The organism is Telluria sp. AC161, assembly GCF_979258535.1.
In genome coordinates this window covers 3,932,567-3,952,641 of the sequence record NZ_OZ409861.1, presented here as the reverse complement: position 1 = coordinate 3,952,641, position 20,075 = coordinate 3,932,567, and the positions used below count along the sequence as shown (strand labels likewise).

Genomic DNA, 20,075 nt, shown 5'->3' with positions numbered 1-20,075 from the left:
GTTCGGCCTATGTTGGCGCGGCCCAGAATAGCATTTGCATCACCGGGAAAATCTCTTCAATTCCCACCTCAGTTTCCACCTGCCCGTGTCATTCGGGTGCCCGGATATAGTCGACCATGCCCGCACTGGCGCGGCTCGGGCGGGGCGTGAGCAGGCTCACCACCACCACCGTGAACAGCCCTGCCGGCACCCCGAACACACCGGCCGCCATCGGCAGGATGCCGAACCAGGTTTCCAGCGCATTGCCGCCCAGGACCGGGCTGGCGCGCAGCATGTAGTACAGGCACACGGCAAATCCCGTGACCATGCCGGTGATGGCGCCGATGTGGTTGGCGCGCTTCCAGAACACGCCCAGCACCAGCACCGGGAACAGCGTGGAGCCGGCCAGCGAGAAAGCCGCCGCCACCAGCGACAGGATGTCGGCCGGCTTTTGCGACGCCGCGTACGCCGCGATGAAGGCCACCGCCAGCAGCAGCAGCTTCGAGATCGTCACCCGTTTCTGGGTCGACGCGCCCGGTTCCACCATTTTGTAATACACGTCGTGCGACAGCGCGTTGGAAATGGCCAGCAGCAGGCCGTCGGCCGTGGACAGCGCCGCTGCCAGGCCGCCCGCTGCAACCAGGCCCGAGATCACGTACGGCAGGCCGCCGATTTCGGGCGTGGCCAGCACCAGCACATCGGCATCGATCGCGAATTCGGCTAGCTGCACGATGCCGTCGCCGTTGATGTCGGCCACGCTGATCAGGGGATTGGCCTTGTCGACATTGGCCCAGTACGAAATCCAGGTCGGCAGCGACGAGAAATCGCTGCCCACGAGCGACGTATAGATGTCGTACTTGGCCAGCACGGCCAGCGCCGGAATCGTCAGGTACACCAGCAGGATGAAGAACAGCGTCCAGAACACCGACACGCGCGTCTCGTGCACCGAGGGCGTGGTGTAGGCGCGCATCAGGATGTGGGGCAGGGCGGCGGTGCCGAACATCAGGCAGAACACCACCGCCAGAAAATTGTTGCGGCGTGCGTCGGATTCTTCCGGCGTGGCGCCGGGGAACGGCTGCGCATGCGGCTCGGGTGGGCGTGCCCGTGCCAGGTTAGCGTCACGCCGTTCGAGCCACAGCGCACGGGCGTCGTCGACCGAGTTGGGATAGGTGGTCAGCGCGCGCTCGGCCTGGCGCACTTCGGTCAGCGACGCGTTGCGCGCACGGGCTGCGGCCAGCTGGCGCTGGGCGTCGAGCTTGCCGGCTTCCCATGATTCGGGCAGGGCCGCCACGCGCGCCGCGTAGCCGTCGGCGCGGCGCAGGAACTCGGCGCGCACCTGGGCTTCGCGCGGGTCCTTCGCCAGTTCGGCTTCGCGCGCGGTGAGCTTGGGCAGGAGCGATCCGTACGCTACCTGCGGGATCGGATTGTCGGCGTGCTTCACCGACAGCCACATGGTGGGAATCAGAAACGCGACCAGCAGGATGATGTACTGCGCCACCTGGGTCCAGGTGATGGCGCGCATCCCGCCCAGGAACGAGCAGACCAGGATGCTGGCCAGGCCCAGGAAAATCCCGACCGAAAAATCGACGCCGGTAAACCGCGAGGCAATCAGGCCGACCGCATAGATCTGCGCCACCACATACGTGAACGAGACCAGGATGGTCGCGCTCACGGCCAGCGCCCGCACCGGGCCACCGCGCCCGCCCGCGCCGCCGCCGTAGCGCGCCGCCAGGAAGTCGGGCACCGTGTACTGCGCAAACTTGCGCAGGTAGGGCGCGATCAGCAGCGCCACCAGCACAAAGCCGCCGGTCCAGCCCATGATGAAGGCCAGGCCGTCGAAGCCCTGCAGATACAGGCCCCCGGCCAGGCTGATAAAGCTGGCCGCCGAGATCCAGTCGGCCGCCGTCGCCATGCCGTTGAACATGGCCGGCACGCGCCGGCCGGCGACGTAGTATTCGGTGACGTTCGAGGTGCGGCAGATCACGCCGATGATCGCGTACAGCGCGATCGTGGCGAACATGAACAGGTAGCCGATCCACAGGCGCGGCATGCCTTCCTGCTCGAGCAGGGCGAGGGCCGCCAGGAATATGGCGAAGGCGCCGGTGTACGACAGGTAGTAGCGCGAGAGCTTCTTGAAATAGCCGTGCTTCACAACCGGCGCGGGGTTCGTGCTCATGGGCGAGGTTCCAGCGCGGCGTGGTAATCGCGATCGAGCCGGCGCATGCGCCAGGCGTAGACGGCAATGATCGTCAGCGACACCAGCGCGGCGCCTTGCGCGGCCATGTAGAACGACAGCGGCCAGCCGAACACTTCGAAGCGCGCCAGCTCGCGCGCGAAGAACACGGTGCCGAAGCCCGTGACGAGCCAGACGGCCAGCAACAGCAGCGACATGCGCCGCGTGCGGTCCCAGTGGATCGCGCGGGCCTGTTCCAGGCGCGCGCGCGCCATTGTGTCGGAGGTTGGTTCGGGCATGGAATCAGTCGACATGGTCGGGTTCGCCCACAGGCGGTGGGAAGGTCAGGCGAAACAGGCTGCCCGGAAAGCGCGGGGACACGCTGCGTGGATTATTGAAAATGTCGATGTCGGCGCCGTGCTGCTGCACGATTTCGCGCACGATCGCCAGCCCCAGGCCGCTGCCCTGGGTATTGCTGCCCAGGATGCGGTAGAAGCGTTCGAACACGTGCAGGCGCTCGGTTGGCGCGATGCCGGGGCCGGTGTCTTCGACTTCGAGCAGCGCGTGTTCGCCGCTGCTGCGCACGCGCACCGTCACGCTGCCGCCAGCGGGCGTATAGCGCAGCGCATTGTCGATCAGGTTCGACAGCATCTCGCGCAGCATCAGGGGCTGGCCGGCGATCATCACCCGTTCGTCGTCATTGGCGGGCGGCTCGAAACCCAGGTCGATCTGGTGGGCGAACGACGCCTGCACCCAGTCCTGCACGGTCTCGCGCGCCACCGCGGCCAGGTCGATCTCGTCGAATGCCAGGCCCGCCTGCGGCTGGTTCTCGGCGCGCGCCAGGGCCAGCAACTGGTTGATCAGGCGCGTGGCCGATTCGGAGCTCTTGGCCAGCTGCTCGAGCGAGCGGTGGATCTCGGCCGGATCGACTTCGCGCAGGGCCAGTTCGGATTGCATGCGCATCCCCGCCAGCGGCGTTTTCATCTGGTGCGCGGCGTCGGCGATGAAGCGTTTCTGCATCTCCACCGTCTTGCCCAGGCGCTCGAGCATGTCGTTGAACGAGCCGACCAGTGGCGAGATTTCTTCGGGCACCTGGCGCGGATCGATCGGCGACAGATCGTCCTGTGGCCGCGCGCGGATGCGCTGCTGCAGCTCGGCCAGCGGGCTCAGGCCGCGCGAGAGCGCGAACCAGACCAGCGCCAGGATCACCGGCAGGATGATGAACTGGGGCAGGATCACGCCCTTGATGATTTCGTTGGCCAGGTGGGCGCGCTTGTCGAGCGTTTCGGCCACCTGCACTAATGCCAGCGGCGGCGTCGGCGAGGCCGTCCGTTCGTGCAGCGGATCGAGATTCACATACGCATAGGCCACGCGGATCGGTGTGCCGTGGATGGTGTCGTTGCGAAATTCGACCGTGCCGCTGCGGGCCGGCTCGCCGGCGCGGTTGGCGCGCGGACGCGGCAGGTCGCGGTCGCCATCAAGGTGTTCGCCAGCCGGGCCAGCCAGCAGGTAGTACACGCTGTCGACGTCGTCGGCGCGCAGGATGTCGCGTCCGGCCGTGCGCAGCTGGCCGACCGTCTTGCCGTCCACGGTGCGGATCTGCTGGCCCAGCACCGTGACCCGGTCTTCGAGCGCGTCGTCGAACGGTTGATTGGCGATCGATTTCGCGACCAGGTAGGTGATCGCAATGCTCATCGGCCACAGCAGCAGCAGCGGCGCGAGCATCCAGTCGAGAATTTCCCCGAACAGCGAGTGACGGATGTTTTCGTCCGGCTCGGGGTTGGGTGGAACGTAGAGCGGCTCGAACTGCTGCTGCTGCTGCGCGGGCTCGGGCGTGAAGCCGGCGTTCACTTGTCGGCGGCGGTGGCGGCGATGCGGGCGTCGTTCGCGGCGGCAGCAGCTGCAGCGGCCGCGCTGGCCTCGGAGAATTTCTCGAGGCAATAGCCCAGGCCGCGAACGGTGGCGATGCGCACGCCGCCGACCTCGATTTTCTTGCGCAGGCGGTGCACATACACCTCGATGGCATTGTTGGAAACTTCTTCGCCCCATTCGCACAGGTGGTCGACCAGTTGCTCCTTGGAGACGAGGCGCCCGGTGCGCGCCAGCAGCACTTCGAGCAGGCCCAGCTCGCGCGCCGACAGGTCGAGCATCTGGTCGTTGATGTAGGCGCTGCGGCCGACCTGGTCATAGACCAGCGGGCCATGGCGCACGACGGCCGCGCCGCCGCCGGCGCCGCGCCGGGTCAGCGCCCGCACCCGCGCTTCGAGCTCGGACAGCGCAAACGGCTTGGCCATGTAGTCGTCGGCACCCAGGTCGAGACCCTCGACGCGCTGTTCGACGGAATCGGCCGCAGTGAGGATCAACACAGGGAGCAGCGAGGCGCGGGCGCGCAGGCGGCGCAGCACTTCAAGCCCGGACATCTTCGGCAGGCCCAGATCGAGAATGAGCAGATCGAACTCCTGCGTGGACAGGGCGGTATCGGCATCCTGGCCGTTCTTGACACAATCGATGGCGTAGCCGGACTGGCGCAGGGAGCGCGTCAGGCCATCGGCAAGTACGCTATCATCTTCGGCAAGCAGAATTCGCATGGGGCACCTCGGGTTTTGATTATAAGCACGTCGTTCCCGCGGAGGCGGGAACCCAAGTTCCTGGCATTGTGGTTGCGGTTCACGCAGGCTGCTTGCGCAAGACCTGGATCCCCGCCTGCGCGGGGATGACGGTCGGCTCCTATTGTGTTGGATTTACCGTCACAATGCGAGTCCTGAGCGATTGTTGGTAAGATAACCACGTCTTTTCGCTTGCAAAAACCACTGGATTTTTATACAGTACTGGCTCTTGAAGTGCGCGTGACCGCCCACACCTTGCCTACTCCACGACAGAAAGTACACCATGGACGACAAAAAAACCGCATTGAACGCCGCTGATAAGGGCAAGGCGCTGGCTGCCGCCCTGGCGCAGATTGAAAAGCAGTTCGGCAAGGGCTCGGTGATGCGCATGGATGCGAACACGCCGGTCGAAGAAGTACAAACGGTCTCCACCGGCTCGCTGGGCCTGGACATCGCGCTGGGCGTCGGTGGCCTGCCGCGCGGCCGTATCGTCGAGATCTACGGTCCTGAATCGTCGGGTAAAACCACCCTGACGCTGCAAACCATCGCCCAGATGCAAAAACTGGGTGGCACCTGCGCGTTCATCGACGCCGAGCACGCACTCGACGTCACCTACGCGCAAAAGCTGGGCATCAACCTGAGCGAACTGCTGATCTCGCAGCCGGATACCGGCGAGCAGGCGCTTGAAATCACCGACGCGCTGGTGCGCTCGGGCAGTGTCGACCTGGTCGTCATCGACTCAGTCGCGGCCCTGACGCCACGCGCCGAAATCGAAGGCGATATGGGCGACTCGCTGCCCGGCCTGCAGGCACGCCTGATGTCGCAAGCGCTGCGCAAGCTGACCGGCTCGATCAACCGCACCAACACGCTGGTCATCTTCATCAACCAGATCCGCATGAAGATCGGCGTCATGTTCGGCAGCCCTGAGACCACCACCGGTGGTAACGCGCTGAAGTTCTACGCATCGGTGCGCCTGGACATCCGTCGTACCGGCTCGATCAAGTCGGGTGACGAAGTGATCGGTAACGAAACCAAGGTCAAGGTCGTCAAGAACAAGATTGCCCCGCCATTCAAGGAAGCGCACTTCGACATTCTTTATGGAGAAGGCACGTCCCGTGAAGGCGAAATTCTGGATCTCGGCGCAGATAACAAAATCGTCGAGAAGTCGGGCTCGTGGTACAGCTACAACGGCGAGCGTATTGGTCAGGGTAAAGACAACGCGCGTCAGTTCCTGCGTGACCGTCCAGCCCTGGCGCGTGAGATCGAAAACAAGGTCCGTACTGCCTTGGGTGTGCGTGAGCTGCCACCGACGATCGGTGGTGACGATAAGCCGAAGCTGCAGGCGGTTGGTGAATAATCAGCCGGGCGCAAGGTGCGGTGGTAGCAGCTTGCCACCAGCGCCCGGCGCCATGCTGATAGGCTGACGTTACCCATGCCAGCACCCGTACTCAGTCTCAAGGGCCGCGCGCTGCGCTATCTGTCGCAGCGCGAGCACAGCCGCTTCGAATTGCGCCGCAAGCTGTCCAAGTATGCGGAAGAGGGCGATGACGTCGATGCCCTGCTCGATTTTCTTGAAAAAAATAACTGGTTGTCGCAGGAGCGCTTCGCCGAATCCCTGGTCAACCGTAAAGCGAGCCGTTATGGCGACAGTCGCGTGATGGCCGAATTGAAAAATCATGGATTAACGACCGAGGCACTGGTCGACATCAAGGCCGGGCTGTCCGACAGCGAGACCGCGCGTGCGGTCGAAGTCTGGCAACGCAAGTTTGGTACGGTTGCCGAGGATGCCGCGGCGCGCGCCAAGCAGATGCGCTTCTTGCTGCAGCGTGGTTTTTCCCAGCGTGCGGCGCGTGCGGCGATGCAGGGTGCGCCCGACGACGATGAGTTTCCCGACTAATTAACGTTTTCGTGATCGCTTGCAGTCACGAGTGACGACGCGATGCTGCCTCAGGCGCCAGCGTGGAGCGTCATCCCCGATATGCCAAGGCATATTCCTCAACGGGCGATGGCGCTGCACGCTGGCGCTTTTTTACGTCTGCGGTGTCCACAACGAAAATCCATATCTCTCATTCATGGCATGAATGGCAGCCCCTGGCCGCTGTCCTTCATGCGCATACCATATGCGTCAAACACGCTGTCAAGCGCCTGCCAAGTCCGGGCATCTCCGTCGACGTTGGCCGTGGTGTCCCCTTTTAGCGATGCACCGGGCGGGACGCTGTGATAAACTTTACGGGTTTAAGCAGCGCCGCATGAGCGGTTGTTGCCGCAGAAGCTGCGGTGACGTGCACTAGCACACCGGCTGCATCACTAACCGCCGTCTCGACGGCACTGGTATTTATGCCTTTGTCTCTTCCCGTATCGCGCTCGCTCCGGCATACGCGCGCCATCACAGTCGACGCCTATGCGCGCGACGATGGCATGTGGGATCTTGATGCCAGCATCCGCGATGTGAAAACGCGTACTGTTGAACTTGCTTCCGGCGAACGGCCCGGCGGCACGCCAGTGCACGACCTGAAGCTGCGTGTCACGATCGACCGCGACCTGAACATCGTCGATGCCGAAGCCGCATCCGATGCCGTCCCGTATCCGGGCTTTTGCGATACCATCGGCCCTGCCTACAAGAAGTTGATCGGGCTCTCGCTCGTGAACCATTTCCGGTTGCATCTGAAAGATCGCCTGTCCGGCGTGCTCGGCTGCACCCACCTGACCGAACTGGCCCAGGTGCTGCCTACTGCAGCGCTGCAAGCCTTTGCTGACGACACCGTCGATGCCCCAGGCGGGCAAGGCGTCACGTCATCCGACCGTCCATTTGAGCTCGACCGTTGCCATGCCCTGCGCAGCGACGGCCCCGCCGTGGCCAAATATTACCCGCGCTGGTCCATCAAGGCCGTGTCGGCGGGTTAAGTCGTCGTTTGTTTTTTTTGTAGTTCAACCGTTTCTAATTCAGTAATAGATAGAAGGGAAGCCAGCATGAAGATCCATGAGTATCAGGGCAAAGAAATCCTCCGAAAATTCGGGGTGACCGTTCCGCGCGGCATTCCGTGCATGTCGGTCGAAGAGGCTGTCAAAGCTGCTGAAGAACTGGGTGGTCCGGTCTGGGTCGTCAAGGCACAGATCCACGCTGGTGGCCGTGGCAAGGGCGGCGGCGTCAAGGTCGCCAAATCGCTCGAGCAGGTCAAGGAATACGCTGACCAGATCATGGGCATGCAGCTGATCACGCACCAGACCAGCCCGGAAGGCCAGAAAGTCCGTCGCCTGATGGTCGAAGAAGGCGCCGACATCAAACAAGAACTGTATGTCTCGCTCGTCACCGACCGCGTAAGCCAGAAAGTCGTGCTGATGGCCTCGTCGGAAGGCGGCATGGACATCGAAGAAGTCGCACACAGCAACCCGGAAAAAATCCACAACGTCATCATCGACCCGAAAGTCGGCCTGACCGATGAGCAGGCTGACGACGTCGCCGCCAAGATCGGTGTGCCAGCCGGCTCGATCGCCGACGCACGTGCGAACCTGCAGGGCCTGTACAAAGCCTACTGGGAAACCGATGCATCGTTGGCCGAAATCAACCCGCTGATCGTTACCGGCAGCGGCAAGATCATCGCCCTGGACGCCAAATTCAACTTCGACGCGAACGCGCTGTATCGCCGTCCTGAAATCGTCGCTTACCGCGATCTGGACGAAGAAGATCCAGCTGAAGTCGAAGCATCGAAATTCGACCTGGCCTACATCTCGCTCGACGGCAACATCGGCTGCCTGGTGAACGGCGCTGGTCTGGCCATGGCCACCATGGACACCATCAAGCTGTTCGGCGGTGAGCCAGCCAACTTCCTCGACGTCGGCGGTGGCGCCACGGCTGAGAAAGTGACCGAAGCGTTCAAGATCATGCTGAAGAACCCTGACCTGAAAGCCATCCTGGTCAACATCTTCGGCGGCATCATGCGTTGCGACGTCATCGCCGAAGGCGTGATCGCTGCATCGAAAGCCGTTTCGCTGCAAGTGCCGCTGGTCGTGCGCATGAAAGGCACCAACGAAGACCTGGGCAAGAAGATGCTGGCCGAATCGGGCCTGCCAATCATCGCCGCAGACACGATGGAAGACGCAGCCAAGTCGGTCGTCGCCGCTGCTGCCGGTCAAGCCTAATTGCTAAGGAAATAAAAAAATGTCGATTCTGATCAACAAAGATACCAAAGTAGTCACCCAGGGCATCACCGGCAAAACCGGTCAGTTCCACACCCGCATGTGCCGCGAGTACGCAAACGGCAAGGAAGCATTCGTTGCTGGCGTGAACCCGAAGAAAGCCGGCGAAGATTTCGAAGGCATCCCGATTTTCGCAACCGTTTCGGAAGCGAAAAAAGAAACCGGCGCCAACGTGTCGGTCATCTACGTCCCACCAGCAGGCGCAGCCGCTGCCATCTGGGAAGCCGTCGAAGCCGAGCTGGATCTGGCAATTTGCATTACCGAAGGCATTCCAGTCCGTGACATGATGGAAATCAAGGACCGTATGGCCAAAGCAGGTTCGAAGACCCTGCTGCTGGGCCCTAACTGCCCAGGCCTGATCACCCCTGACGAAATCAAGATCGGCATCATGCCAGGTCACATCCACCGCAAGGGCCGCATCGGCGTCGTCTCGCGTTCGGGTACCCTGACGTATGAAGCAGTTGCACAGCTGACCGCACTGGGCCTGGGCCAGTCGTCGGCAGTCGGCATCGGTGGTGACCCGATCAACGGTCTGAAGCACATCGACGTCATGCAGATGTTCAACGACGATCCTGATACCGACGCGGTCATCATGATCGGCGAAATCGGTGGTCCGGACGAAGCCAACGCGGCTTACTGGATCAAGGACAACATGAAGAAGCCAGTCGTCGGCTTCATCGCTGGCGTCACCGCGCCACCAGGCAAGCGCATGGGCCACGCCGGCGCGCTGATCTCGGGCGGTGCAGATACCGCGCAAGCCAAGCTGGAAATCATGGAAGCCTGCGGCATCACCGTCACCAAGAACCCGTCGGAAATGGCGCGTCTGCTGAAGGCCATGCTGTAATTCTGACAATCTATTGATCGAAAGCTAAAACGGGGAGCGCGAGCTTCCCGTTTTTCGTTTAGTGCGCCACTTTTTGTTGATACGCATCGTGCGTGACAAAGATTGCTGTAGGGCACTGACAAATTTTGTCATTCAGGGTGCCGTTTTTTGTTCTAAAGCAGGCGTTTGTTGGTTTGTTGTTCATAAAATCGACCGTTTTACGCCATTTTTGGGCTGGCACAGCGCTTGCATATAAGAAAGCGTAGCAGTGAGCAGCACAAGATACGTAGGTCCACTTTTTTGAAATACCCAACCCGGAGATTTAAAATGAACTTCAAGCAAATGCAAACCAAAAAGGCCGAAGGCGGCTTCACCCTGATCGAACTGATGATCGTCGTGGCAATTATCGGTATTCTGGCTGCTGTTGCAATTCCGCAGTACAGCAACTACACCATCAAAGCAAAACTGGCTTCGGTGCTCTCGTCGGTCTCCGCAGTAAAAACTGCAGTTGGCGTGTGCGCACAGGAAAACGGTGGTGTTCTGACCGCTTGCGATAGCGGTGACAACGGTATCCCAGCAACCTTCACCACCAAGGAAATCGCTAGTGTGGCAACGACTGATGGCCAAATCGTTGTCACTCTTGGCACCGGTATCGGTACGGGTGTTGATAACGGTGTGATCACCATGGCTCCATCTACCGGCGAGAATGCAGCAAATCTGTCGTGGACCAACACCCCGTCCGGCATCACTAATGAAGTTGCCCAAGAAGCCATCACCAAAAATAATCCAGCAGCCACCACCACGCCTGCCCCGTAATCCCCGTAGTGCAAAAAGCCCGCTTCCCAGCGGGCTTTTTTTGTTCCAGCATCACTTCGCTGGCTGCACTTTCAAGAACCGATCCAACCACCCATTCACGGTGTGATGCCACTGCACCGAATTCGCCGGCTTGAGCACCCAGTGATTCTCATCCGGGAACACCAGCAGCTTGCTCTCGACACCCTGACGCTGCAGCGCCGTGAACGTCCCCAGCCCCTGCGCCGTCGGAATCCGGAAGTCCAGATCGCCCTGGATCACCAGCATCGGCGTCTTCCACTTTGCCACGTGATGAACCGGATTGAAGCGCTCATGGTTCTCCGGCACCTTGTAGTACGGCCCGCCATTCTCCCAATCCGTGAACCACTGCTCCTCGGTCGAGTAGGCCATACCGCGCGTGTCGAACACGCCGTCGTGATTGACGATGCACTTGAACTCATCCGACCAGTTACCGGCGATCCAGTTCATCATGTAGCCGCCGTACGATGCGCCCAGCGCGCAGTCGCGTGAGCGGTCCAGCCATGGGAACTTCTTCACTGCCGCGTCGTAGCCCTTTTGCAGGTCGACCAGCGGCTTGCCGCCCCAGTCGTTGCTGATCGAGTCGGTGAACTTCTGGCCGTAGCCGGTCGAACCGTGGAAGTCGATGAACACGGCCGCGTAACCTGCGCCGGCATAGGTCTGCGGATTCCAGCGGTAGCTCCAGCTGTTGCCGAAGCTGCCTTGCGGCCCGCCGTGGACGATGAACGCCACCGGATATTGTTGGCCCGGCTGCGCATTCCACGGCTTCATCACGTAACCGTACACGGTGTCGCCATTGGCGCCGGCAAACGAGAACTGCTCGGCCTCGCCCCAGCGCACGTCTTTCAGCAGCTCGGTGTTCAACGTGGTCAGCTGCTTCGGCTTGGCGCCCAGCTTCATCGAGAACAATTGCGCACCAGCAGACAGGTTCGCATGGGTATAGACCAGCGTATCGCGGCGCAGATCGAAGGCGCCCACGGCGCCGGTGTCGGTCAGCGGGGTGACCGTGCCGCCGGCCACGTCGATGGAGAACAGGCGGTGCTGGCCGATGTCTTCCGCATCGACGATCAGCGCCTTGCCGTCGGCGCGCCAGACCAGGCTGCCGGCCGAGCGGTCCCAGCTGGCTGCCAGCGGGCGCTTGGTGCCGGTCGCCACATCCATCAGCATGATCTGGTAGCGGTCGGCCTCAAAGCCGGGGCGCGCCATCGCCAGGTAGGCCAGCGTGCGGCCATCGGGCGAGAACGTGCCCTTGGTGTCCCAGGCCGGATTGTCCGCCGTCAGGTTGCGTGGGGCGGCGCCGCCTGCAGCCGGCACGCTGTACAGGTCGAAGTTGGTCGACCAGGCTTCGGTCTTGCCGGCGATGCGGGCCGAGAACACGACCGTCTTGCCGTCCGGGCTGAAGCGGTATTCCTCGCGGTCACCAAAAGGCTTTGAGGGCACGTCGCCGTCGAGCGAGCCCGACAGGCTGACCGGCTCGCCGGTGATCGCGCCTGCTGCGCCGATCGGCGCCGAGAACAGCACTGCATTGCGGTGGTCGTTCCAGGTATCCCAGTGGCGCGCGAACAGGCGGTCATACACCTTGCCGGTGGCCTTTTCTTTTTCTTTCGCGTCGAGCCGGGCCTTGGTGCAGGCCAGGTCAGCGCAGTCGCGGAATACTGCCAGGCTGAACGCCAGGCGGTCGCCCGTGGGTGCGACGCGGAAGTTGTCGACGTCCAGCGGCAGGTCGGTGACCTTGACAGGCGCGCCGCCGGCCACCGGCTGGCGCCATACCTGCGACGAGCCGGAGCGCGCGGACAGGAAGTACACGGCGTCGCCCGACGGCGACCATTCCGGATCGGCGCTGCTCGACGCATGGTCGGTCAGGCGCTGCGGCGTCGGCTTGGCGGCGCGCAGGTCGATCATCCAGAGTTGGGTGTTGCCGCGGTTCTTTTCCATGTCGGTGCTGCGCACGGTGTAAATCACGCGCGTGGCGTCGGGCGATACGGCCGGGCTACCGACCCGTTCCATATTGACCAGGTCTTCCACGGTGAAGCCGCGCGGCGCGGCCATTGCGGTGGTGGCGGCCAGGGTCGCCGCTGCCACCGTCATCAAACGAAATTTCATGCCATCCTCGTCGATCAGTCCCGCGGCCGGGTGCCGCAGGCAAGCCGGGAATGTACCACGCGCGCCAGGCCAGCCGATACGACAACGCCCCCGCTATCCGGCAATGCCGGGCAGCGGGGGCGCTTTAACGTTCCCTAACGCACAGGAAGGTTGTGATTATTTTGGCATGATGACCGTGTCGATGACGTGGATCACGCCGTTGTCGGCGACGATGTCGGTCTTGGTGACGGTAGCCTTGTCGACCATGACTTTGCCGCCGGCGACCTTGACCTTGAAGGCGCTGCCTTCAACGGTCTTGACGTCGCCTGGCTTGACGTCGGCTGCTTTCACGGTGCCTGGCACCACGTGGTACGTCAGCACTTTGGTCAGCGCGGCCTTGTCTTTCAGCAGTGCGTCGAGTTTGGCTTTTGGAATCTTGGCAAAGGCGGCATCGGTTGGTGCGAACACGGTGAACGGGCCCGGACCCTTCAGGGTGTCGGTCAGGCCGGCAGCCTGGACAGCCGTGACCAGCGTATTGAACGTGCCAGCCGATTTGGCGGTATCAACGATATCTGCTGCGTTGGCGGCGCCGAAGGCGAAGGCGAGTGGCAGTGCGATCAGAAATTTTTTCATCGTATGACTCCATGTGGTTTTTGCAGTTCGGTGTGAACCGCGTTAAGACAAATGTAAGCTTATTTTGTTCCCGTGTCTAACGTGTGCACCGTTTATGTAGCATAATAAAGGTTCAATCAAGGGACGATATTATGGAAAACTCGCTAAGATCACATCATGAACCGATCATGTACCGAACCGGCGCAGCTGCGCGTCTGGCGGGTTTGCCGGTAGAAACGCTGCGCGTCTGGGAGCGCCGCTACAGTCTGTCGGATGCGCAGCGCTCGGAGCGCGGCCAGCGCCTGTATTCGGCCGAACAGGTCGCGCGCCTGGGCCTGCTCAAGCAACTGGTCGACCAGGGCCATTCAATTGGCGTGCTGGCTGGCCTGAACCGTGAACAGCTGCAATCGATGCTGGGCCTGGATGGTCAGGCGAGGGCGATTGCCACCTCGCCAGCGCGCGTGCTGCTGGTCGGCGCCATGCTGTCGCGCCGGATCGCCGCCACCGGCCAGGCCGCGCTGGGGCTGGACGTGCGCGGTCATTGCGCCACGCTGGCACAAGCGCTGGCGCTGCCGCGCGATGTCGGGGCTGACGTGCTGGTGATCGAACAGTCCGAACTCGACGATACCGGCCTGGCGCCGATTGCCGCTGCGCGCGAGGCCAGCGGCGTCGCAGCCGTCGTGGTGCTGTACCGCTTTTGTTCCAGTGCCACGATTCGCGCCCTGCGCGCGCAAGGCTGCCTGGTGGCGCGTATTCCGGCGGACCTGTCCGAACTGGCGCTGCTGTGTCAGTCGGCGCTGACGGGTCACCGGCCGCCGCTGCAAGAGCAGCCGCTGCCGCCCGTGGCGCCGCCCCGCTTCGACGAGGAAGCGCTGGGCAACATCATGACGGCGGCCGGGATCCGCCTCGATTGCGAATGTCCCCGGCACTTGTCAGAAATCCTGATGATGATTTCCAGCTTCGAGCGCTACAGCGACCAGTGCGCCCACCGCAATCCGGGTGACGAGGCGCTGCATGCGCGGCTGAAGATGGCGGCAGGCCGCGCGCGTGTCGTGATGGAAGATGCGATGGAGCATCTGGCCATCACGGAAGGGTTGCCGTTGCCGAAAGCCCTTAACTGAGTCAGGCGTCGATGGCGGCAGTCCAGTCACCGCTCTTGCCGCCATGCTTTTCCATGACCCGGATATTGGTCATCACCATGCCGCGGTCGACCGCCTTGCACATGTCGTAGACGGTCAGCAAGCCGACCTGCACACTCGTCAACGCTTCCATCTCGACGCCGGTCTTGCCGATGGTTTCCACCTGCGCGCGGCAATGAACGCTGTTGGCCGCCTCGTCAATCTCGAAATCGACCGCCACGCGCGTGATCGGCAAAGGGTGGCACAGCGGCACCAGATCGCTCGTGCGCTTGGAGGCCATGATCGCGGCGATGCGCGCGATGCCGATCACGTCCCCCTTTTTTGCGCTGCCCGACGTGATCAGGGCCAGCGTGGCGGGCTGCATGCGGATGGTGCCGGCGGCCACTGCGATGCGGTGCGTGTCCTCTTTGGCGCCGACATCGACCATATGGGCCTGGCCGGTGGCGTCGAAGTGGGTCAGATGGTCTGCGGTCGGGGTGGAAGGCGTCATGAATGGGTTGGTATCGTTGGGTAACAAAGTGTTCTGGGAGCAGCAGGGTGCATGCGGATACGGTTATGATAGCACCGTGAAATCTGTCGTCCGACCAGCATCCGTGCGCCGCTGGCGCCCCGTCCTGACCGCCGTTGCCCTGTGCACGACGGCAGCGTTTGCCGTGGCCGCCCAGTCCGATCCGCTCCAGCGCCCCGACCACATCCACTTGCCGACGCTGGGCGACACCGCGCGTGTCGACCTGTCGCCGGTCGTCGAGCGCAAGCTGGGCGAAGAGATCATGCGCGACATCCGGCGCGACCGCGATTACCTCGACGATGAACCGATCTCCGAATACCTGAACAATTTTGGCAATGGCCTCGTGGCTGCGGCGCCCGGCGCGCGCGGCGAGACCAATGCCGATTTTCATTTCTTTGCCGTGCGCGATGCGGCGCTGAACGCGTTCGCGCTGCCGGGCGGTTTTATTGGTGCGCACTCGGGCCTGGTCATTGCGGCCCAGACCGAATCCGAACTGGCCGGCGTCGTGGCGCACGAGATCGGCCACGTCACGCAGCGCCACATCGCGCGCATGCTGGGCCAGCAGCGCCAGGATATCCTGCTGCCGCTGGCGTCGATGATCCTGGCGGCGCTTGCCGCCAAGGCCGGCTCGGATGCGGCGATGGGCGTGCTGATGGGCGGCCAGGGCCTGGTGGTCCAGCGCCAGCTCAACTTCAGCCGTGACGCCGAGCGCGAGGCCGACCGCGTGGGCTTCCAGATCATGGAGGCAGGCGGCTACGATACCACCGGCATCGTCGCGTTTTTCCGGCGTCTGCAAAATGCGTCAAAGCTGTATGGCGAACTGCCGACAGGGTTGAGCAACCTGAGCAGCCACCCGCTGACCCAGGAGCGCATTAGCGACATGCAGGCGCGCATCCGCGAAATGCCCAAAAAGCAGCGCGTCGACAGCCTCGACTTTCACCTGGTGCGCGCGCGCATCCGCGTGCTGCAGGAGCCAAGCGAGCAGGGCCAGCGCAACACGCGCAGCGCCTTCAACACGCAGCTCAGGGAAACGCACCGCCATCAGCAGGCCGGCGCGCAGTATGGCCTGGCCTACCTGGCGCTCAAGCAGGGCAACCTGGCCGACGCGCAGAGCTGGCTCGATAAATCACGCGAGACGATGAAGCCGCGCGAAGGCGTGTTGTCGGTGGCCTCGAACGTCGGCGATGGCGCGACGATGTACGCGGGCCTGGCGATCGAAATCAAGATGGCGCCGGGCCAGCCGGCGTCAGTGCTGGCCGAGGCCGTGAAGGAAGCCGAGACGATGCACGCGCGCTTCCCGCTGTCGCGCTCGCTGGCGCACCAGTACGCTGACGCCATGATCGCCACCGGCAAACTCGACGAGGCCACGCGCTTTCTGCGTGACCAGTCGCAGCAATACCGCGAGGAATACAAGCTGCAGGATCTGTTGGCCAAGGCCTATGCAAAGCAGGGCAAGATCGCGCTGCAGCACATGGCGCTGGCCGAATCGTATGTGCTGGCCGGCGCCACGCCGGCCGCGATGGCGCAGCTGGAGCTGGCGCGCAAGGCGCGCGACGCATCGTTTTACGACCAGGCCGTGATCGACGCGCGCGCCCGCGAACTCGAGGCGCAGCAAAAGAAGGACAAGGAAGAGAAGGACGATTGACGGCTCGCCAGATCAGCCGGCCCAAAAACGGCACCAGCAACGATCACCGCGTGGACGGGAACCCGTCCACCCTACGTAGGGCACGGTTCTCCCATCCACGCGGTGATGGTTTGCAGCGAAATCATCCGGCCCGAAACCGGCCCCGGCAATCACCACAGTAGGGTGGACGGGTTCCCCGTCCACGCGGTGATGGTTGACAGCGAGATCATGCGGCCCGAAATCGGCGCCGGCAACGATCACCGCGTGGAAGGGGGAGCCTTCCACCCTACGTGGCGCGGGCGGATTGGCAGCCAGATCACCTGGCCACCATCACCTGCTTATGGCGCCGGCATCCTGTTGAACCCGAACCGCTGCGCCAAGTCGGCGTCCGCCACCCGTTCCACAGTGAACACCTTGCCCTGCCACGGCAACGCCAGCGTGCCAGCCCCGCCGCCCAGCCACGCCATCACGGCCTCGTCCGATGCGTTGCGGCCATCCAGTGTGAACTGGCCCAGCACCTGCGCCACATCGCGGTCATCGAGCTGCGCCACGACCTCGCCGGCCGCAAACAGCACAGCGCCGGCATCGCTCAGAAACACGTGCTCGACAGCCGTCAGCGCCTGCTCTGTCTGCAATAGCAAACCCTGCTGCGGATCGGTGCGGGCAATGAACGGCGCGGCCTCCAGATTCACGTACACGCGCTGCGGGCCGTTCTGGAAATACCAGTTGCCCCGTTCGTCATGCAGGTAATTGCGGTTGATGAACCCCACAAGTTTCTCGTTCTCGAGCCGGTCGCCGGGCAAGCCGGCCTGCTGGGTCGCTTCGTCGCGCATGCGCCAGTGGCCGCGCGCATCGAGCGCGAGCCAGCCGTAGCAGTGCGGTACGTTTGGCCACTTGGCCATTGCCTGTTTTACGATATCGTCCATAGTGTCAGCCAGCATCGCACAGTTCGGCGCCGGTCAGCGCGCGCGTGCCCGACACGCCATCGAAATGCTGCAGGATACGTTGCGCCAGCCAGTCGATCCGCCCCGGAAACGGCCCGGTCGGAAAGCCCACGTGCCCACCGGTGGCCGGATACTCGAGCGTCACCGCAGCCGATGCCGTCGCCGGCAGATACATCCCCGGCAGGAACGGATCGTTGCGTGCATTGAGCACGAGCGTCGGCACGGTGATCGCGTCCAGCACGTGGCGCGCGCTGGCGCGGTGCCAGTAGTCGTCGGTGTCGCGGTAGCCGTGCAGCGGCGCGGTCACCACATTGTCGAATGCGTACAGGTCGCGCGCGGCGAGCAGCGCGGCGCGGTCGAACAGGCCCGGAAACTGGTCGAGCTTGGCCAGGCACTTGGGCTTGAGCGTCTGCAGGAACATTCGGGTGTAAATCATGTTGAAGCCTGACGACAGCGCCGCGCCGCCGCGCGCCAGGTCGAGCGGTGCCGAGACCGCGCACGCCGCATCGACAATCGAGGCGCCATGGCCCGATTCGCCCAGCCAGCGCAGCAGCGCGTTGCCGCCCAGCGAGACGCCGGCCGCGTAGAACACGCCGTCATGGCGCGCGCGCAATGAGCGCACGATCCACTCGACTTCTGCGGCATCGCCCGAGTGATAAAAGCGGGGCGCCAGATTCGGCTCGCCCGAGCAGCCCCGGAAATGCGGCACCACGCCCGACCAGCCGCGCGCTGCCAAGGCCGCCATCAGCGCCCGTGCGTAATGGCTGTCGGACGAGCCTTCCAGCCCGTGAAACAGCACCACCAGCGGCTGGCCCGGCTGGCCATCGACAAAATCGAGATCGACGAAGTCGCCGTCCGCACTCGTCCAGCGCTCGCGGCGGTAGGCAACGGGCGGCTTGGCGATGCAGGTCGCCGGGTAGATGGTCTGGAGATGGCCGCCAGGCAGCCAGCGTGGTGCGCGGTAGGGCATGAAGAAGTGAGGAGAGGGGCGCGTGCAGTCGCGTACGCCCCGAAAGATCAGTGGTTCTTGAGCACTGTGCCTGGCGCCAGGCGGTAGCCTGTACCGCAGTACGGGCACTTTGCCTCGCCATGGTGGTCGAAATCGAGGAAGACGCGTGGGTGCGACGACCACAGCGGCATGGCCGGGTTCGGGCAGTGCGCCGGCAAGTCTTTCGCCGTGAGTTCCACGATTGGCATCGTCTTTTGGGTCATCTGGTGTCTCCGTCTGGCAGGTGGGCAAAGACAGGATTCTAACGGATTCCCCCTATTGTCGAAATGACCGTAAAATAATGCGCTCAACATATTGAGCCCAAGTGCCCTTTCTCAAGAGGCCACGACCCATTCCATGCGTTTCATGCCCCTCTGTTTCCAGACCGCCGCTGTCGTCCCAGCCGTCATTTTGATGCTGGGAAGTTGCACGAACGCCACACCACCATGTCCGTGAACGCGGGCGAGCCGGCTGGCCAGCTGCCTGTCACGATTGGCGACGCGCCCGATCGCGACGCATTTCGCGACGGCTTCAAGACCGGCCTGCCGACACTGTTCGGCATCGCCGCCTGGGGCCTGGTGGTGGGCATCGCCATGGTCAAGAGCGGCCTGTCGGTACCGCAGGCGCTGGGCATGACGCTGCTGGTGTTCGCTGGCTCGGCGCAACTGGCGTCGTTGCCGCTGATCGCGGCGCAGGCGCCGATCTGGGTCATCTTCGCCACGGCGCTGGTCGTCAATCTGCGCTTCGTGATCTTTTCGGCGCTGCTCGCGCCGCACTTTGCCCACTTGCCATGGCGCCAGCGCCTGTATCTTGGCTATATCTCGGGCGATATTTCCGTCGCCTTGTTCCTGCAGAAATATCCGAGCCCGACGCCGGCAGTGGGCAAGCTGTCGTACCTGAAGGGCTTGATGTTCCCGAACTGGGGCGCCTGGCAGATTGGCTCGGTGATCGGGGTATTCCTGGGCAGCACCGTGCCGGCCGAGTGGGGCCTGGGCTTTGCCGGCACGCTGGCCATTCTCTGCATCATGGTGCCGTTGATGATCAACCGCGCGGCCTTGTGCGGCGTGCTGGTGGCGGGCACGGTTTCGGTGCTGGCGTATGAGTTGCCTTACAAGCTGGGTTTGCTGCTGGCGGTGCTGGTCGGGATGGTGACGGCGATGGTGATCGAAGAAACAATGGACAAAATAAAGGCGCGCCGTGGCTGATTGGGAAATCTGGGTCGTGATTGGCGTGCTGTGCGTGGCCACGGCCGCCACGCGCAGTTCGTTCTGGCTGATCGGCCACCGCGTATCGATTCCGCCACGGGTGCAGGAAATGCTGCGCTATGCGCCGGCCTGCGCGCTGGCAGCCATCATCGGGCCCGATTTTCTGATCGATCCGCAGGGCGGCCTGCAGTTCACGCTGGCCAATCCGAAGCTGCTGGCGGGGTTGGCCGCGTTTGCGTTCTATGTGTGGCGCCGTAACATGCTGCTGACGATTTTATTCGGCATGCTTGTCTTTACTGCACTGCGCGTCCTGCACGTTTTTGGTGGGACCCCCTGATGTACAATGACGTTTTTTCACTATTGC

At 63.2% G+C, this 20,075-nt stretch carries 20 protein-coding genes; 10 read left to right on the top strand and 10 right to left on the bottom strand.

All coding sequences use genetic code 11. The features are described from left to right. Positions 1-88: 88 nt before the first annotated feature. The 4 genes from ACZ0AJ_RS17605 to ACZ0AJ_RS17590 are packed head-to-tail and all read right to left on the bottom strand — an operon-like array spanning position 89 to position 4,740. Positions 89-2,155: a sodium:solute symporter family protein gene (locus tag ACZ0AJ_RS17605; RefSeq protein WP_499455778.1), complete on the bottom strand. Its 2,067-nt coding sequence runs from the start codon at positions 2,153-2,155 to the stop codon at positions 89-91. Beyond that, complete coding sequence (locus ACZ0AJ_RS17600) at positions 2,152-2,451, bottom strand: DUF4212 domain-containing protein (RefSeq protein ID WP_499455777.1); 300 nt, start codon at positions 2,449-2,451, stop codon at positions 2,152-2,154. Before ACZ0AJ_RS17600 ends, ACZ0AJ_RS17605 begins: the two co-directional genes overlap by 4 nt. 4 nt (positions 2,452-2,455) lie before the next feature. Further along, complete coding sequence (locus ACZ0AJ_RS17595) at positions 2,456-4,003, bottom strand: sensor histidine kinase (protein ID WP_499455776.1); 1,548 nt, start codon at positions 4,001-4,003, stop codon at positions 2,456-2,458. Beyond that, positions 4,000-4,740 carry a response regulator gene (locus ACZ0AJ_RS17590; protein ID WP_183556128.1) on the bottom strand — a complete coding sequence of 247 codons (741 nt, stop codon included), beginning with the start codon at positions 4,738-4,740 and terminating at the stop codon, positions 4,000-4,002. The genes ACZ0AJ_RS17595 and ACZ0AJ_RS17590 overlap by 4 nt, the downstream gene beginning before the upstream one ends. Positions 4,741-5,041: 301 nt before the next feature. Between ACZ0AJ_RS17590 and recA the strand changes: the two genes are divergently transcribed. The 6 genes from recA to ACZ0AJ_RS17560 all read left to right on the top strand — a co-directional run bounded on the left by recA (position 5,042) and on the right by ACZ0AJ_RS17560 (position 10,594). Continuing rightward, entirely contained in the window at positions 5,042-6,115 is a 1,074-nt protein-coding gene (gene recA / locus ACZ0AJ_RS17585; protein WP_183556129.1) for a recombinase RecA, read from the top strand. Positions 6,116-6,190: 75 nt separating this feature from the next. After that, the gene (recX, locus tag ACZ0AJ_RS17580; RefSeq protein WP_499455775.1) at positions 6,191-6,655 is read left to right on the top strand and encodes a recombination regulator RecX; all 465 of its coding nucleotides are present in this window, start codon (positions 6,191-6,193) and stop codon (positions 6,653-6,655) included. A 440-nt stretch (positions 6,656-7,095) separates the two neighbouring features. Beyond that, positions 7,096-7,662: a DUF2889 domain-containing protein gene (locus ACZ0AJ_RS17575; RefSeq protein WP_499455774.1), complete on the top strand. Its 567-nt coding sequence runs from the start codon at positions 7,096-7,098 to the stop codon at positions 7,660-7,662. Positions 7,663-7,728: 66 nt separating this feature from the next. Next, on the top strand, positions 7,729-8,898 hold the full coding sequence (gene sucC / locus ACZ0AJ_RS17570; RefSeq protein ID WP_183556131.1) for an ADP-forming succinate--CoA ligase subunit beta: 1,170 nt from the start codon (positions 7,729-7,731) through the stop codon (positions 8,896-8,898). Positions 8,899-8,917: 19 nt separating this feature from the next. Continuing rightward, positions 8,918-9,799, top strand: a complete 882-nt coding sequence (sucD, locus tag ACZ0AJ_RS17565) for a succinate--CoA ligase subunit alpha (RefSeq protein WP_183556132.1) — start codon at positions 8,918-8,920, stop codon at positions 9,797-9,799. Between the two features lie 306 nt (positions 9,800-10,105). Beyond that, a complete protein-coding gene (locus tag ACZ0AJ_RS17560) occupies positions 10,106-10,594 on the top strand; it encodes a pilin (RefSeq protein WP_499455773.1) in 489 nt (162 codons plus the stop codon). Positions 10,595-10,645: 51 nt separating this feature from the next. Here the strand turns inward: ACZ0AJ_RS17560 and ACZ0AJ_RS17555 are convergent, their stop codons facing one another. Both ACZ0AJ_RS17555 and ACZ0AJ_RS17550 read right to left on the bottom strand, forming a co-directional pair. Next, positions 10,646-12,712 carry a S9 family peptidase gene (locus tag ACZ0AJ_RS17555; protein ID WP_499455772.1) on the bottom strand — a complete coding sequence of 689 codons (2,067 nt, stop codon included), beginning with the start codon at positions 12,710-12,712 and terminating at the stop codon, positions 10,646-10,648. 156 nt (positions 12,713-12,868) lie between these two features. Then, the gene (locus tag ACZ0AJ_RS17550) at positions 12,869-13,324 is read right to left on the bottom strand and encodes a fasciclin domain-containing protein (protein ID WP_183556134.1); all 456 of its coding nucleotides are present in this window, start codon (positions 13,322-13,324) and stop codon (positions 12,869-12,871) included. Between the two features lie 167 nt (positions 13,325-13,491). Between ACZ0AJ_RS17550 and ACZ0AJ_RS17545 the strand changes: the two genes are divergently transcribed. Next, positions 13,492-14,424 (top strand): MerR family transcriptional regulator, encoded by a 933-nt coding sequence (locus ACZ0AJ_RS17545; RefSeq protein ID WP_499455771.1) that lies wholly within the window; start codon positions 13,492-13,494, stop codon positions 14,422-14,424. A gap of 1 nt (position 14,425) precedes the next feature. Here ACZ0AJ_RS17545 and moaC read toward each other — a convergent pair whose 3' ends face one another. Next, positions 14,426-14,932, bottom strand: coding sequence for a cyclic pyranopterin monophosphate synthase MoaC (gene moaC, locus ACZ0AJ_RS17540; protein WP_499455770.1), 507 nt, complete (start codon positions 14,930-14,932; stop codon positions 14,426-14,428). A gap of 124 nt (positions 14,933-15,056) precedes the next feature. Here moaC and ACZ0AJ_RS17535 point away from each other — a divergent pair, with 124 nt between their 5' ends. Next, positions 15,057-16,595: a M48 family metalloprotease gene (locus ACZ0AJ_RS17535; protein ID WP_499456809.1), complete on the top strand. Its 1,539-nt coding sequence runs from the start codon at positions 15,057-15,059 to the stop codon at positions 16,593-16,595. A gap of 317 nt (positions 16,596-16,912) precedes the next feature. Here the strand turns inward: ACZ0AJ_RS17535 and ACZ0AJ_RS17530 are convergent, their stop codons facing one another. The 3 genes from ACZ0AJ_RS17530 to ACZ0AJ_RS17520 are packed head-to-tail and all read right to left on the bottom strand — an operon-like array spanning position 16,913 to position 18,730. Next, positions 16,913-17,500 (bottom strand): DUF2946 family protein, encoded by a 588-nt coding sequence (locus tag ACZ0AJ_RS17530; RefSeq protein WP_499455769.1) that lies wholly within the window; start codon positions 17,498-17,500, stop codon positions 16,913-16,915. A gap of 4 nt (positions 17,501-17,504) precedes the next feature. After that, positions 17,505-18,488 (bottom strand): YheT family hydrolase, encoded by a 984-nt coding sequence (locus tag ACZ0AJ_RS17525; protein WP_499455768.1) that lies wholly within the window; start codon positions 18,486-18,488, stop codon positions 17,505-17,507. Positions 18,489-18,535: 47 nt separating this feature from the next. After that, positions 18,536-18,730: a zinc-finger domain-containing protein gene (locus ACZ0AJ_RS17520; protein WP_183556139.1), complete on the bottom strand. Its 195-nt coding sequence runs from the start codon at positions 18,728-18,730 to the stop codon at positions 18,536-18,538. Between the two features lie 222 nt (positions 18,731-18,952). On the opposite strand from ACZ0AJ_RS17520, the gene ACZ0AJ_RS17515 reads away from it, so the two are divergent. Beyond that, a complete protein-coding gene (locus ACZ0AJ_RS17515) occupies positions 18,953-19,711 on the top strand; it encodes an AzlC family ABC transporter permease (RefSeq protein ID WP_183556140.1) in 759 nt (252 codons plus the stop codon). Further along, positions 19,704-20,048 carry an AzlD domain-containing protein gene (locus tag ACZ0AJ_RS17510; RefSeq protein WP_183556141.1) on the top strand — a complete coding sequence of 115 codons (345 nt, stop codon included), beginning with the start codon at positions 19,704-19,706 and terminating at the stop codon, positions 20,046-20,048. The genes ACZ0AJ_RS17515 and ACZ0AJ_RS17510 overlap by 8 nt, the downstream gene beginning before the upstream one ends. The last annotated feature ends 27 nt before the right edge of the window (positions 20,049-20,075 follow it).